The sequence below is a fragment of the Nonomuraea sp. MTCD27 genome (assembly GCF_041950495.1).
In the GTDB taxonomy this organism is placed as follows: domain Bacteria; phylum Actinomycetota; class Actinomycetes; order Streptosporangiales; family Streptosporangiaceae; genus Nonomuraea.
This window is the reverse complement of the sequence record NZ_JBGNUW010000007.1, coordinates 313,761-326,839: the sequence shown is the minus strand read 5'-3', so window position 1 is coordinate 326,839 and position 13,079 is coordinate 313,761. Positions and strand designations below refer to the sequence as shown.

Annotated in this window: 14 protein-coding genes; 5 read left to right on the top strand and 9 right to left on the bottom strand. The window is 73.4% G+C overall.

The genetic code is table 11. From position 1 onward, the window contains the following. Nucleotides 1-91: 91 nt before the first annotated feature. Nucleotides 92-442, bottom strand: a complete 351-nt coding sequence (locus ACBJ59_RS22960) for a DAK2 domain-containing protein (protein WP_375112272.1) — start codon at nt 440-442, stop codon at nt 92-94. Nucleotides 443-652: 210 nt separating this feature from the next. Here ACBJ59_RS22960 and ACBJ59_RS22955 point away from each other — a divergent pair, with 210 nt between their 5' ends. Continuing rightward, nucleotides 653-1,336 carry a GntR family transcriptional regulator gene (locus tag ACBJ59_RS22955; protein ID WP_375112271.1) on the top strand — a complete coding sequence of 228 codons (684 nt, stop codon included), beginning with the start codon at nt 653-655 and terminating at the stop codon, nt 1,334-1,336. 115 nt (nt 1,337-1,451) lie between these two features. Here the strand turns inward: ACBJ59_RS22955 and ACBJ59_RS22950 are convergent, their stop codons facing one another. Together ACBJ59_RS22950 and ACBJ59_RS22945 are read right to left on the bottom strand one after the other, a co-directional pair. Beyond that, a complete protein-coding gene (locus ACBJ59_RS22950) occupies nt 1,452-1,964 on the bottom strand; it encodes a GNAT family N-acetyltransferase (protein ID WP_375112270.1) in 513 nt (170 codons plus the stop codon). 32 nt (nt 1,965-1,996) lie between these two features. Further along, entirely contained in the window at nt 1,997-2,641 is a 645-nt protein-coding gene (locus ACBJ59_RS22945) for a hypothetical protein (protein WP_375112269.1), read from the bottom strand. A 583-nt stretch (nt 2,642-3,224) separates the two neighbouring features. Here ACBJ59_RS22945 and ACBJ59_RS22940 point away from each other — a divergent pair. The 3 genes from ACBJ59_RS22940 to ACBJ59_RS22930 are packed head-to-tail and all read left to right on the top strand — an operon-like array spanning nt 3,225 to nt 4,423. Beyond that, nucleotides 3,225-3,731, top strand: a complete 507-nt coding sequence (locus ACBJ59_RS22940; protein ID WP_375112268.1) for an RNA polymerase sigma factor — start codon at nt 3,225-3,227, stop codon at nt 3,729-3,731. Beyond that, complete coding sequence (locus ACBJ59_RS22935) at nt 3,656-4,291, top strand: hypothetical protein (protein ID WP_375112267.1); 636 nt, start codon at nt 3,656-3,658, stop codon at nt 4,289-4,291. The genes ACBJ59_RS22940 and ACBJ59_RS22935 overlap by 76 nt, the downstream gene beginning before the upstream one ends. 9 nt (nt 4,292-4,300) lie before the next feature. Next, nucleotides 4,301-4,423 (top strand): hypothetical protein, encoded by a 123-nt coding sequence (locus ACBJ59_RS22930; RefSeq protein WP_375112266.1) that lies wholly within the window; start codon nt 4,301-4,303, stop codon nt 4,421-4,423. 15 nt (nt 4,424-4,438) lie between these two features. Here the strand turns inward: ACBJ59_RS22930 and ACBJ59_RS22925 are convergent, their stop codons facing one another. After that, nucleotides 4,439-4,801: a hypothetical protein gene (locus tag ACBJ59_RS22925; protein WP_375112265.1), complete on the bottom strand. Its 363-nt coding sequence runs from the start codon at nt 4,799-4,801 to the stop codon at nt 4,439-4,441. A 108-nt stretch (nt 4,802-4,909) separates the two neighbouring features. Here ACBJ59_RS22925 and ACBJ59_RS22920 point away from each other — a divergent pair, with 108 nt between their 5' ends. Beyond that, a complete protein-coding gene (locus tag ACBJ59_RS22920) occupies nt 4,910-5,407 on the top strand; it encodes a DinB family protein (protein ID WP_375112264.1) in 498 nt (165 codons plus the stop codon). A gap of 77 nt (nt 5,408-5,484) precedes the next feature. Here ACBJ59_RS22920 and ACBJ59_RS22915 read toward each other — a convergent pair whose 3' ends face one another. From ACBJ59_RS22915 to ACBJ59_RS22895, 5 genes are all read right to left on the bottom strand, one after another. Continuing rightward, nucleotides 5,485-7,035, bottom strand: coding sequence for an MFS transporter (locus tag ACBJ59_RS22915; protein WP_375112263.1), 1,551 nt, complete (start codon nt 7,033-7,035; stop codon nt 5,485-5,487). Between the two features lie 324 nt (nt 7,036-7,359). After that, nucleotides 7,360-8,316 carry a cyclase family protein gene (locus ACBJ59_RS22910; protein WP_375112262.1) on the bottom strand — a complete coding sequence of 319 codons (957 nt, stop codon included), beginning with the start codon at nt 8,314-8,316 and terminating at the stop codon, nt 7,360-7,362. Between the two features lie 379 nt (nt 8,317-8,695). Continuing rightward, nucleotides 8,696-9,907 carry a TauD/TfdA family dioxygenase gene (locus ACBJ59_RS22905; protein ID WP_375112261.1) on the bottom strand — a complete coding sequence of 404 codons (1,212 nt, stop codon included), beginning with the start codon at nt 9,905-9,907 and terminating at the stop codon, nt 8,696-8,698. Between the two features lie 99 nt (nt 9,908-10,006). Next, entirely contained in the window at nt 10,007-12,661 is a 2,655-nt protein-coding gene (locus ACBJ59_RS22900; protein WP_375112260.1) for a DUF6493 family protein, read from the bottom strand. Between the two features lie 127 nt (nt 12,662-12,788). Beyond that, nucleotides 12,789-12,980: a hypothetical protein gene (locus tag ACBJ59_RS22895; RefSeq protein ID WP_375112259.1), complete on the bottom strand. Its 192-nt coding sequence runs from the start codon at nt 12,978-12,980 to the stop codon at nt 12,789-12,791. Nucleotides 12,981-13,079 lie beyond the last annotated feature (99 nt).

The following is a 13,079-nucleotide window of genomic DNA, read 5'->3' as shown; positions in this document are numbered from 1 at the left end:
CTCCGACCTCACCAGGGGTCCGCGTCCGGCGCGTCCGGCGCGTTCGGATCCGGTACGGCTCCCGGGGGACTGCGCGGAGCAACCCGGCTGCTCAGCGCGTCCCCGGGAGGTGCCTCCCTCGGGGTTCTGCACCGAGGCCAGGGCCCGGAACAGGAGTGCCACGCCCCATCGCGCCGGGGTCGGGCAGGCCGCGGGCCCGGTCCCCGACGTAGCCGGCGCGGCCGCGGCGGGCGCGGAGGTCGGCCGTGCCGCGCGCCCCCTCGGAGGCGGCCCGTGCCGCCGCCGCCGAAGCCGCGCCGCGTTCCAGCTCGGCCACCGCGGGAGCCAGGGCGTCCACCAGCGTACGGTCGCCGACCTCGGCCTCCCCCACCCGCTGGATGGCGGCCGGCCCGGCGGCGGTCCCGGCCGCCCAGCCCGTCTCCGGGTCGCGGTCGAGCTGCACGAGCGGATCCTCACCGTGTGGCGGGCCATCGACGGCCCCAACCTGCCGGCCACGCTCAAGGCCGCCCTCCAGCTGCAGGGGGCGCGACGGCGGGCGGCCGCGCAAGCCCTTCGCGCCCGCGAGTCCCGCCGAACGCGCGCGCATCGCCACGGCGCTGCGCGCGGCTAATCTGATCGCTTAGCCGTACACATCCGCCGAAGGGGAGACATAGTGCCGCCTCTGTCGAAGGGCTCGTCGCTGGTCGTGGATTCGATCGCGGACCAGCTCTACCGGATCCTGTGCGACCGGATCACCGGTGGGACGTACGCGCCAGGGGTCCGGCTCGATCCGCAGGCGGTCGCGACGGAGTTCGGCGTCTCGCGCACTCCCGTACGCGAGGCGCTGGCCCGTCTCGAGCACGACCAGCTCATCGTGACCCGCCCCCGCTCGGGCACCTTCGTGGCCCGGCCGGGCGTCACCGACGTGCGCGAGGTCTGCCAGCTCCGCAAGGGCATCGAGTGGGTCGCGACCGGGATCGCGGCCGCCTCGATGTCGCTGGAGAGGATCGCCGACCTGCGCGGCGAGGCGGTCGAGGCGCTCCGCCAGGCCGAGCGGGGCGACTACGAGCCGTTCTTCGCCAGCGACAGCCGCCTGCACAACGAGATCGTGGCCGCGACCGGCAACGCGCGCCTGATCAAGGCCCGCTCCTCCACCGAGCCGTTCGTGCAGTGGCTGCGCGTGCTGGGCGCCACCGGCCCGCACCGCATCGCCGGCTCCACCCGGCGCCACCTGGAGATCCTCGACGCCATGGCCGCCCGCGACGCCGACGGCGCCCAGCGGGCCGCCGCCGTCCACCTCGACGAGGTGGAGGAATGGACGATCGCCGACATGGAGTCCAAGGCGATCACGACGTGAGCGTGCGCGGGAGCGTGTCGAGGCCGCGCTCGGCGAGCCGGCCGACGTCGCCGGCTCCTGGGCCCGCCGCCTCTGAGCGGGGCGGCGGGCCAGGAGCGGCCCAGGAGCGGCCGGGTCAGACGCCGAACGCGGCCGGGTAGCGGATGGTGCCGGACGGCACGGGCCGGGCCGGGTCGAAGACGAGCGCCATCATGTACTTGTCCTCGACGTCGAAGGGCGGCCGGATGGCGTGGCGCGAGGCCGGGACGAAGCCGAAGCGGGGGTAGTACTCGGCGTGGCCGAGCACGAGCACGAGGTTCTCCCCCTGCTGCCGGGCGGCGTCGAGGGCGGCGCGGATGGCGGCCGAGCCGGCGCCGCGCCGCTGGTGCCCGGGGAGTACGGCGCACGGGCCCAGGGTGAGCGCCGGGGAGCCGTCGACGTGGCAGCGGGTCAGCAGCGCGAATCCGGCGACGGAGCCGTCGGGTGCCTCGCTGACCCAGGACAGGCCGGGGATCCACGCCTGCTCGTCGGCGCGCAGGGCCTCGACCAGGTCGGCCTCGTGGGAGGTGGGGAAGGCGGCCAGGTTGACCTCGCGGATCCCGGTGAGGTCGGCGGCGGTCTCGGGGCGGGTGATCCAGGACGTGGTCATCGGTGAAGTCCGTTTCTGTGGGAGGTGGCCGGTCACGACTGCCGGTCCCGGAACCTGTAGGTGGCGCGCAGATGGCTGGTGATGGCCTTCTGCCGGTTGACGCGGTCGCCGCGCAGCCGCGCGTCGGTGCGCGAGGCCGCCCACGCGTTCTCGCGTTGCAGCTTGCGGTAGCTGTCCAGGCGGCGCTCGGTCAGCTCGCCCGCCCGGATGGCCGCGCGGACGGCGCACCCCGGTTCGGTGCCGTGGGCGCAGTCGCCGAAGCGGCAGTCCCGCTCCAGCCGGGCCGCGTCCAGCGGGGCGGCCAGGGAGACGGCGATGGCGACGGTGTCGACGTTGGCGGCCAGCACCTGCCCGTGGGAGGTGCGTGACGCCGACGATCGCACGATCGCGCTGTGCCGGGGCAGCAGGGCCAGCAGGCGTGGCTCGCGGCCGGGGCGCAGCGCGGCCCAGTCGCCGGTGCAGGGCGCCAGCAGCGGGTCAGGCGAGTGCAGGGCCGTGAGGTCGGCCCGGACCGGGCCGGACCCGGTGACCGCGTCGCACAGGCCGCGGTCCACCCGGGCGATCCGGGCCGGTACGAGGCCGGCCTCGCGGTGCGCGGCGAAGGCGTGGTCGAGTGAGGTCGTCCATCCGTACCGGGACAGGCCGGCGTCGGACGGATCCGTGAAGAGGTTGGGCAACGTGAGACACCTTGCGGGAAGGGGCCCCGACGAGACGCAGGCATCACCCCCGCCTCGTCAGCCGGACAGCGGCTGCGGCGAGGGGAAGAAGTGGGTCAGACCGGGGCCCGGGACGTGAGGAATGTCCGGGCGCTGCACACGGCAGCGGTCTTCACCGCGGTCATCGAACCTCACCTCCCTCTCATCCGGAACTCCAACGCCAAACGTCCAGCAGCCTAGCACTCCCGGCGAGATGCCCGGCACAAGATCGCGGAGTGAGGGCACCGAAAGCGGCCGGTCCGGCGATAGACCTGATTAGCGCCGCTTTTTCAGCAGAAACCGGGACGCGCCCCGTTCGGTCCCGACAGCGACGACGCCGAACTCGTCGCCGCCATCGCGGCCGGCAAGGTGGAGGCGCTGCGAATCCTGCACCGCCGGCAGGCGCCGTGGCTGCGGGCCCGCCTGGCCCGCCGCTGCGCCGACCGGACGCGGTGGACGACGCCATCCAGGACACCTTCCTCGCCGTCTGGCGCGACGCCAAGCGCTACCAGGCGGCCAGGGCGAGGTCGCCGCGTGGATCTGGACCATCGCCATCCGCCGGCTGGTGTCGGTGCTGCGCGGTCCCGGCCACCGGTGGATCGGCGACGGCCGAGCCCCGGACGAGGAGCGAGGGCTCGCCGCGTCCGGGGAGGACGTCGTGCTGCTCGGCGTGGAGCACGGCGACCTCGGCACGGCGCTCGCCCGCCTGTCGCCCGACCTGCGCGCGGCGCTGCAGGCCACCGTCCTGGACGGGCTGACCACCAGGGAGGCCGCGCACCTGCTCGGCGTGCCGGAGGGCACCGTCAAGACCCGCGTCATGCGGGGCCAAGGCCCGGCTCAGGGAGGACCTGGCATGAACCGCGAGGACTGGCACGTGCCCGGCGACCTCATGGACCGTTACCTCACCGGGCGGCTCGAACCGGCCGTGGTCATGTCCGTCGAGGCGCACCTCACCCGGTGCGCGCGGTGCCGGGCGGCGGTGCCGTACGAGGAGGAATGGCCGGCGGCGGGCTGGGAGCGGCTGGAGGAGGAGGTGGACCGGCCGCGCCGGGGCCGGTCGAGCGGCTGCTGAGCCGGGCCGGAGTTCCCGGGCACCTGGCGCGGCTGCTGGTCGCCACGCCGGCGCTCAGCCGGGCCTGGGTGGTGGCGGTCGTGGTGGTGCTGGCCTGCGCGGTGGCGGTGGGGCAGGCGGCGCGGGACGTCGGGGCGTCGTACCTGCTCGCGTTCCTGGTCGCGGCGCCGGTGCTGCCGCTGGCCGGGATCGCGCCGGCGTACGGACGGCACGTCGATCCCGTCCACGAGACGCAGGCCGCCACCCCGATGGCCGGGCCGCGGCTGCTGCTCCTGCGGGCGGGCGCGGTGCTGGCCACCGCCGTCGTCCTGACCGCCGCCGCGAGCCCGTGGCTGCCGGGCCCGCCCGGACGCGGCGCCGGATGGCTGCTGCCCTCCCTCGCGCTGAGCGTCGGCTTCGCTGCCGCTGGCCGACACCGCGCTGGAGGCCGCGGTGTGCGTGCTGGCGGGACTCGCCGGGGCGGCAGCCGCGGTACGGCGCGTCGGCGGGCGGCAGACCGCGCTGGCCGCGAGCGCGTTGCTGGGCGTGCTGCCGGCGGGCTCGCTGTTCCTTACCGGTGACCTGTCGCCGTGGCCGGCATTGCCCGCGAGAAGACCTGGGACGCCGTCCACCGGGGCTGGCCGGCCGCGCTGGCGCTCCCGCCGCTCGTCCTGCTCGCCGCCCACCGCGACCTGCGCCGCTCGGGCAGGTGACCCCTGCGGGACGGACTACCGGACCGCGAGAATCGCCGCCACGAGCATGCACGCGGCCGACGGCAGGAAGAACATCCCTACGGACGCCAGCGAGACGAAGCACCAGGCGAACAGGGCCATTGCCGCGGCGATCGACGTCGTCCGGGGCAGAATCCGGCCGAAGGCCAGGGGAATCGCCGCGATCAGCACGGGGAGCAGGAAGTAGAGCGCCCGCATGCCGACGACGCCGGCGGCATATTCCGAGCTCTCGCCCTCCTCGTTCAGCGACGCGTATATCGGGGTGGCGAACAGGACGATCGTCGACAGGCCGGCCAGGCCGAGCGAAAGGATCAGCCAGGGCCGTAACGCGCGTGCCTGTTCACCACTCCAGATAGTCATTTCGTCGCTCCTCGATCTCGTTGTGAAGGCACCTGGCGGTAAATGCGTTGCGTCGGCAGTGGTGCCCACGCAGGATCATGACTACGCGTCCAGACGGAGGAAAAGGCCATGAATGAGATCCTGCTCGATGCGATCCGTCACAACAACTGGGCGACGAAGAGGCTCATCGAGTTCTGCCGGGATCAGGGTTTCTCCGCGGAGCGACTGGAGGTGCGCGGGGTCGGCACTTTCGGCGGCATCCTGGCGACTCTTCAGCACATCGTCGACGCGGACGGAAGTTACGCGCAGCGCCTGGCCGGAATCGAGCTTTCCTGGGTGGACGGCGAGGAGCAGGCCGATCTGCCGCTCCTGTCGGCCCGGGCGTCGGAGGTCGAGCGGGTCTGGGAGGAGGTGCTGGCCAAGCCGATCGACGTGGAGGGCGTGGTCGTCGTCGACGAGGGAACGCGTGCGGTCCGCGCCGGCATCTTCCTGGCCCAGGCCCTCAATCATGCCAACCACCATCGCGAGCAGGTCTGCGCCATCCTGACGGGCTTCGGCATCGAGCCGCCGGACATCCAGGCCTGGGAGTACGCCTGGGCCACGGGGCGGATCTGGGACCGCGGCTGAGCCCGGCCCCGCCGGTTCCGTACGCCCCGGACCCGGATCACCCCCGGCCCGGCAGTTCCGTACGGCCCGCACCTGGATCACCCCTGCGCGGCGGCGGCCGTCGGCTTCCCCGCGGCCGGCCCGGGACCGGCGACGCGCAGGTCCGGCATCAGGACGATCGCGACCAGGGCCAGCAGCCCGCCCACGCTCCCGACCCAGCCCAGGGTGACGCCGACCCCCCGGGCGACGCCCGCGGCCGTCGCCGCGCCGGCCAGGTGGTGGGCGAGCAGGGACTGGCCGCAGGCGAGGCTGACCGCGCCGCCGATCTGCTTGGTGAGCATGGACCCGGCGGTGGCGGTGCCGATGTCGGTGCGGGGGACGCTGTTCTGGGCGACGATGCCGGCCCCGCCCATAGCAGGTCCGGCGCCCAGGCCGATGAGCAGCAGGCAGCAGGCGATCAGCGGGATCGGGGTGGCCGCGTCGAGAGTGAGGAAGGGGATGCTGCCGGCGGTCAGGAGCGTGGCGCCGAGCAGGAGCGCGGGCCTGGGCCGCCCGGTACGCATGATCAGCGCCGCGGTGAGCCGGTTGCTGATGACCATGCCGGCCAGCATCGGCAGCAGGAGCAGGCCGGAGGCGGTGGCGGTGTGGCCGCGTACCTGCTGGAAGTAGAGGGCCAGGAAGATGCCGGCGGGCAGGCCGGCGGCCTGGAAGAAGAACCCGGCCGCGGCGATCGCGGCATAGGCGCGGTGGCCGAACAGGCGTAGCGGCACGATCGGCACGGCGGCCTGCCGCTCGACGGCGACCAGGGCGGCCAGCAGCACGATCCCCGCCAGGAGGGGCCCGCCCACCATCGGGTCGCTCCAGTCCCGGAGCCGGCCGTGCTCACCGTACCCCTTGAGGGTGAGCCCCAGCAGCACGAGCGAGAGCCCGGCGGTGAGCAGCGCGATGCCCGCCAGGTCCAGGCGGACGGCGGCGGTGGCAGCGGGACGGACGCGGGGCAGCAGGGCGGCCAGGACGGCCGCGGCCACCAGGCCGAGGGGCAGGTTGAGCAGGAACGCCCAGCGCCAGCCCGCGTGGTCGGCGAGCACGCCACCCACCAGGGGGCCGCCGATCATGCCGGCGACGAGCATGACCGCCATGATGCTCTGCATGCGTACCATGCCGGCCATGCGGCTGGGCGGATACAGGTCGCGCACCACCGACATGCCCACCGTGAGCAGCGCGCCGGCGCCCAGGCCCTGCAGGGCGCGGGCGGCGACCAGCAGCGTGATGGACGGGGCCGCGCCGCAGGCCAGCGATCCGGCCAGGAACACACCCAGGCCGATGAGCATGGGCCCGCGGCGGCCGTGCAGGTCGGAGAAACGGCCGTAGAGCGGGACGGTGACGGTGGAGGTCAGCAGGTAGGCGGTGACCACCCAGACATACCAGGTGTCAGTGCCGCCGAGCTGGGCGACGATCTTGGGCATCGCGGTGCCGGTCACGGTGCCGTCCAGCATGCCGAGGAAGGCGCAACCGAGGGCGGCGGTGGCGATCAGGCGGCGGCGCCGGTCCGGCAGGAGCTCGTGGCCCGTGATCGCGGCGCTGTCGTCTCGCGCCGCGGTGGGAGGTTCGTGCGGGGCGCGCGGATCCGGCGCGGGTGTGTTCGTCATGCGGCTCAGCGTACGGAGTGAGCACTCACTCCGTCAATGGTGGAGTGAGTGCTCACTCCGTGACACGCTGGTCAGTCTCGGCCCGAAGGTCCCGCGATGGCGGAGACGCCGGATCGTCGCCCTGGATCTCGCGCCTGACACGCCTGGTCCGCAACGCCGCATTGTTCGTCAGTCCGGCCGGCAGCTGTCGCGCGCTGCAGCGCCCCGCCTTGAGGCGCTCGTGCCGCCTGGTTCCCGACAGCCCGGCGTGTCCTCACCGGCCGCGACCGCGTTCCGGGTGCGGGCCAGGTCCTTCATGGCCTCGCACCTCCTCGTGAACCGCGGTCAGAATGTGGCGATCGGGTTGACCGGGCTGCCGGACGTACCGGCGAAGCGGACCGGCGCGACGGCGAGCTGGAAGTCCCACTGGCCGAGCTCGGCAGCCGTCGTCGCGCACGCCTCCAGGTCGCAGTTGTCGAGCATCCACAGACCCATCGCGACGAGGCTCACGGCGTGAACCGGCATCAACACGTCCTCGTACCCCGACGGCAGAACGTCCTGAGGGCTGTCGGCGCCGATCAGCGCGACCTCCCGTTCGTGCAGCCACGGCAGGCAGGACGCGTGCCAGCCGGCCTGCCTGAAACCGCCGGCCGCACCGGTCTCGTGCCGGGCGCGGCCATGGCCGGTCCGCAGGAGTACCGCATCGCCGGATCGCACCCGCACACCCTGGCGCCGCTCGGCCTCCTCGAGATCGTCGGGAAACACACCCTGCCCCGGTTCCAACCACGGCACATCGCGGACCCTCGCGATGTCCAGCAGGACACCACGCGTGATGATCCCGTTCGCCGCCGCCGTGACGGCCCCCCACGCCGATCCCGTCTCGGCGTCGACCAACGAGTGCGACCGCCCGTTGTACATCGTGCCGTCCCAGAAGATGTGGCACGGCGAGTCGACGTGGGTGAGGGTGTTGCCGTGGAACGTGATGCCGAGCCGCTCGGTCGAAAAGCCCCAGTGCCGGTCGTTGCGGAATCCGGGCGCCGGCATGTTCTCGGCACCCGGCATGTCGGCGGCGCACGGGCACGTCGTCGTCGACCGCTCCATGTCTGCCGGTACGGCAACCTCCCATGCGCACGACACGCTCCTGCCGTGGCGTACGGCCCGCGCCGCCGCCAGCCGGACGTCGTCGGTGATGTGGTTGAGAGTGCCGAGCTCGTCGTCGTCGCCCCACCGTCCCCAGTTCGACAGCGTGTCGAAGTACCCGAGCACGTCGCCCTGTGTGGGCATCGCTCGCCCTGCCGTCATCCCGGCATCGACTCCTCCGGTCGCGTGGTTCGAGACACCGCGGGCAGGGTATCCCGCCCTCTCCGTTGACATGATCTCGCCGGAGCCGGAGAGACTCCAGCTGACGTTACGAGCGATTCGACGAGTTCCACACTCGTCCTCCGTATATCGAGCCGCAGCCGCCCGTCCCGTGTCCAACCGAGAACCACCCCTCGGACCGGCTCCCCCTCGGCCGGCCACGCATCGGGTTCGAGCGGCGTGTCGGAGATGTACGAACGGTCCACGAATCCTCGATCCCCCGAGGGTGAGCGGATGATCAGACCGAACGGCTGGTGGCCGACTATCACGGCTTTCACCAGTGCGTATCTGGGATGAATGGTGGCTGGCGTTGTATCCATGTTCACCCACCCCCTGTCGCCAGCCAAAGGCGGAACAAATGACGCCGCCGCCCCGGCTCCGGATAATCCTCGTAAGCCGTTCGACCGTGCAGCACCACATGGTTGTTGAGGAACTGCATATCCCCCTCTCGCAAATCCATCGCCAGCGCGAAACGCGCATCATGCGTCAGCCGATCGAGCAGATCCATCACCTCCGCCTGCTCGCCCGTGAACGGCGGCACATCAGCACCCCGCTGTGCCGAACGGAGATAATCCGGCCCGTACGACATCGACACCCCACCATCGGCCCGCCGCACACAGATCGGCTTCGTGTAGAAGCTGTCCGGGCCGTCACCCGTACGCCGATCGTGCCACCACGGCCGATACAGCACCTCCGCGAGATCCGGCCGCAGCCGCACGATCTCGTTGTGCACCGCCACCGAACTCACGATGACACTCGAACCCCCCGCCCTCGCGGGCCGTACGCACAACAGCGCCACCACATCCGACGGATCGCTGTGGAAGCCCAGTCGCCCGCTGTGCTCGAAACTCCGCGTCCGAGCCCCCGCCGGATCGGCACCCGTGTCCCGCACGTGCATCAGCGGCTCCCGACCGGCGCCCTGCGGCACCACCTCACCCACGTGAGCGGCCAGCCCCACCGCCGCGACCTCGCGCTCCCGCTCGCTCATCTCCCCGACCGGCACCCCCTGCACCAGCGCGAACCCCCGCCCGCCCACCAGCTCCGCACGCACGCGCCGCAGCACCGGACCCAGCGTCGGCAACGCGAGCCCCTCCCCCGAACCCGCCCGGGGCCCGCCGCCGCGGAACCCGTCACCCCGGCGCCCGCCGCCACCGGCTCGGCCGCCCCAGCAGCCCGGACGACGGCCCGGACGGTAGCGCGGACGGTAGCGCGGACGGCGGCCAGCACCTCGCGCCGCTGCCCCTCGTCGAGCCGCACCTTCCAGGAGTCGCTGCCCCGGAGCTCGTCCGCCAGCCACTCCCCGGGACCCCGCACTCGCGCGACCATCGTCACGCCACCGCCCTCCCTGCCGACCGATCCTTCCGCCACCACCATCCCTTCTCCGACCGGCCGGGACACCCCGCCATCGCCCACGGCAGAACGCCTTCACCCACAGCGCAAACCCGGCCCCCACTGCTACCGCAAAGCCCGCCCCTGAACCCGGTCTCGACCGATCCGGCCGCCGGCCGACTGCAAGGCGGGTACTGCACCTCATTGCGCGCAGGCGTGCCGTGCCGGTCGCCAGTCGTCGGCCGGGTTGAGCGCTTGAAATAAAACGATTGCTGACATGCCGAGACCTTTACAAAGTAGATTTCTAAGGAGAGCCGATCAGCTGCATCAGTCGCCGCGCCTCCAGCACCAACCGGCTCGACCCCCTCCGCCCGGCCACGGCCGCCACCTCAGGCACGTCCACCCGCACCCCCGCGATCCTGGCCGCCCGCGTCCCTGTCGCCAGCAGGTCAGCCACTCCAGCCCGGGGCCGCTCCCCGTCCTTGGGGAGCAAGCCCGGCAGCACCCGTACGACCACCGCCCACACCGCCTCCTGCGCTCTCGCCTGCGTGGCGTCGTCGAGGACCGACAGCACGCGGTTGAGCTTCACGAACTCGGACTCGACCAGGTCCGTCACCGCCTCCCCCAGCGCCTGTGCCGGCACCTCGCCCCGGGCGGCCAGGGTGAGGAAGGCGTCGGTGGCGGCGGCGCGTTCGGCGGGGTTCGCGTGGCCCATGCCGCACGCCAGGGCGTACGCCGTCGCGGGGCCGAGCGGGCCGTCGCCGTGGGCCAGCGCCGCCAGTGCCTGCGTCTGCCGGTCGTTGGCGTCCATCGACGACGGCAGGTAGCAGGCCAGGTGCGCCGCCACGACCTCCCGGTGGGCGGGCATGACGAGCGGCCACCAGGTCAGCGTGTAGGTGTGCCCCGACCGCACCTCGAACAGGTCGCGGAGCTCCTCGTGCAGGCCGGCGGGCGAGGCGGGCGCCGCCGCCGACGGGCCGGGATAGGGGGCGGTGGCCACTGTGGCGGACACAGCGGCGGTGGTGGGCGCATCCGTTGGTGGGGCGGCGGAGGGGATGGCCGACGGGATGGTGGGCGGGGTGAATTCGGCGTGGAGGTCGTGCCAGACCGACCCGCCGTAGCCCTGGTGGCGGCGTACGGACACCGTCACGTCAGGGTCGGTCAGCCCGCCAGCCCGCATCCACGCCGCACACGCCCGTCCTGCCCCCGAGGTCAGCCGGCCGGCCCGCTCGATCTCCGACGGCGAGAAGTGGCGCGGTAGCCGCAGCAGGGCCTGGGCCAGGTCGGCGGGGAGGGCGGGGACCCCTTCGGCCTCCTGACGTTCCAGGCGGTCGAGGAGTGCGGGCGGGTCGAGGTGGCCGGTGCCCGACGTGGGCGTGGCCAGCAGGACCGGGTAGCCGGTTCCCGTCTCGAAGGGGGTCACCAGCTCCAGGGCACGCCGTAAGTAGAGGCGGTCGAACGCGCCCGGGGCCGCCGGCCGCCGGCGCTTGTGTGCCCCGCGCGTCAGCGTTCCGCTGTGCTCGGGGGAGGCGAAGGCGAGGAAGGCGCGGTTGACGGCCTCGCGCAGTCCCTCGTGGATCTCGCTGCCGTAGTGGCCGTAGGTGTGCGGGTCGAACGGGTGCCACCACGGCCGCAGCGCTTCCCGAAGTGCGTCGGGTGCGCGGTGCGACCACTCCGCCAGGCCCGCCAGGAGGCGTTCGTAGGCGTACACGTCGGGTGATCGGCCGAAGGCCGCGAGCTCGCGGGCCAGCTCCTGCGGCGAGGTGACGGGCGGCGGCAGGGACGGGCCGCGTACGGCCGCCAGGGGCGTCGCGACGGGGGTGCGCGCCTCGGCCAGGCCGCCGCCGTACGCCGCCGAGACCTTCTCCCGCTGCTCCCCGTCCAGCTCCGCCGCCGCCTGCCTTACCGCCTCACGACCGGCCCGGCCCGCCTGCGGCGCCAGCTTGACCGCCAGCCGCACGGCCCGCTCCCGCAGCGCCGGCGTGTCCTGCGCGAAGATCATCGACACGGCCGCCAGCACGGCGTCCACCCGGCCCGCCTCGCGCAGCACCGCGTCACCGGCCCAGGACAGGGCCGTGCGTAGCAGCTTCTTCTCCGGCCGGAACGCCAGCGCCGCCACCGCCTCGGCGAACAGCTCCTCCTCCAGCCGGCCCGCCTCCTCCAGCCGCCGCAGCTGCGCCAGCGCCAGGTCGGCCACCGCGACCGGACCCGCGGGCAGGAGCCTGGCATAGTCCCTGGCGCGGGCGGCCGACTCGTCGATGTCGAGGTCGAGCCGGTCGTGCAGGCCCGCGAGCTCGACGCGCGCTCCGGGACCGTCGCGCAGCAGCCGCCCCACCAGCCCGTCGATGACGGCCGCGCGGTCGAGCAGGCCGTTCTCGACCAGGCGCACGACCACCTCGACCACCTGCCACAGGGCGGTCTGGGACAAGCCGTCGATCTCGAAGAGGCGCCGGCCGTACGCGGTGAAGAGCGGGTCGCCCTCGGCCGTCGACGGGCGCAGGGTCCGCAGCCAGCCGACCTTGAACGCGTCGTCGTCCGGCGGCTCGATGCCCGTCCCGCGTACGAGCTCCGCGGCCACCACCCAGTGCCGCAGCTCCGGCAGCCGCGACCGTGCCGCGATGCGGCGGGCCACGTCGGCCTGCCACGCCACCGGGCGCCGGCGCAGCAGCTCAAGGATCCGCCCGCTCTCCCCCTGGCTCCCCCACCGGAACTCCCGCCTGAACAGCCATGCCGTCACCGCCGCCGCGCCGCTCAGGCAGGCCGTGCCCGCCAGCAGCAGCGGGCTTACCTGGCCGGCCCACTCCATCCAGCTCGTGGCGCGGAACTCGCGGGTGACGTAAGCGGGCAGCTCGGCCGCGACCGCCTTCCGGCCGGCCGCGTCCAGCTCGGTCGCGAACCGGATCGTGCCCGGCACGTCACCGGCCTTGACCAGCTTGAGCAGGTCCTGCCACGCGTTCACGCGCCCGCCTCCCGCCGGAGGCGGCGGGCCTTCGCCGGACCCGGCCCTCGCCGGGGTCTCCTCCCAGGGGGTCACCGCGGGCCCCCGAGCGTCAGAAGGACGTCTGAGAACACCGCCACCGCGTCAGTCATGGCCGGGACACTAACGGCCGCCCACGACAATTCTCGATCATCGAGAACGGCAAGTCCTCCGTGGAGACGGGCAGGGAGAGGCGGAACCACTGGTCGTACCCCATGGGGACGAAGCGCAGGACCCGCAGGATGAGCAGTTCGGACGTCTGGGGCTTGGTCCTGGTGCTGTGCAGGAGCCCTCGTGCCATGACGGGCTGCTCGTCGTGAGGGGGTGGCGCGGTGGACGGCCGGCGAGGCCGCCCACCGCACGATCAAAGAGAGGCCGGATCAGCGCCGTGGGGCCGGGC

Coding starts and splice junctions, on each gene's coding strand:
- ACBJ59_RS22950 (WP_375112270.1), bottom strand. CDS start 1,964: ATGACCACGTCCTGGATCACCCGCCCCGAGACCGCCGCCGACCTCACC.
- ACBJ59_RS22935 (WP_375112267.1), top strand. CDS start 3,656: ATGGCCGGCGGCGGGCTGGGAGCGGCTGGAGGAGGAGGTGGACCGGCC.
- ACBJ59_RS22925 (WP_375112265.1), bottom strand. CDS start 4,801: ATGACTATCTGGAGTGGTGAACAGGCACGCGCGTTACGGCCCTGGCTG.
- ACBJ59_RS22920 (WP_375112264.1), top strand. CDS start 4,910: ATGAATGAGATCCTGCTCGATGCGATCCGTCACAACAACTGGGCGACG.
- ACBJ59_RS22915 (WP_375112263.1), bottom strand. CDS start 7,035: ATGACGAACACACCCGCGCCGGATCCGCGCGCCCCGCACGAACCTCCC.
- ACBJ59_RS22910 (WP_375112262.1), bottom strand. CDS start 8,316: ATGACGGCAGGGCGAGCGATGCCCACACAGGGCGACGTGCTCGGGTAC.
- ACBJ59_RS22905 (WP_375112261.1), bottom strand. CDS start 9,907: ATGAGGTGCAGTACCCGCCTTGCAGTCGGCCGGCGGCCGGATCGGTCG.
- ACBJ59_RS22895 (WP_375112259.1), bottom strand. CDS start 12,980: ATGGCACGAGGGCTCCTGCACAGCACCAGGACCAAGCCCCAGACGTCC.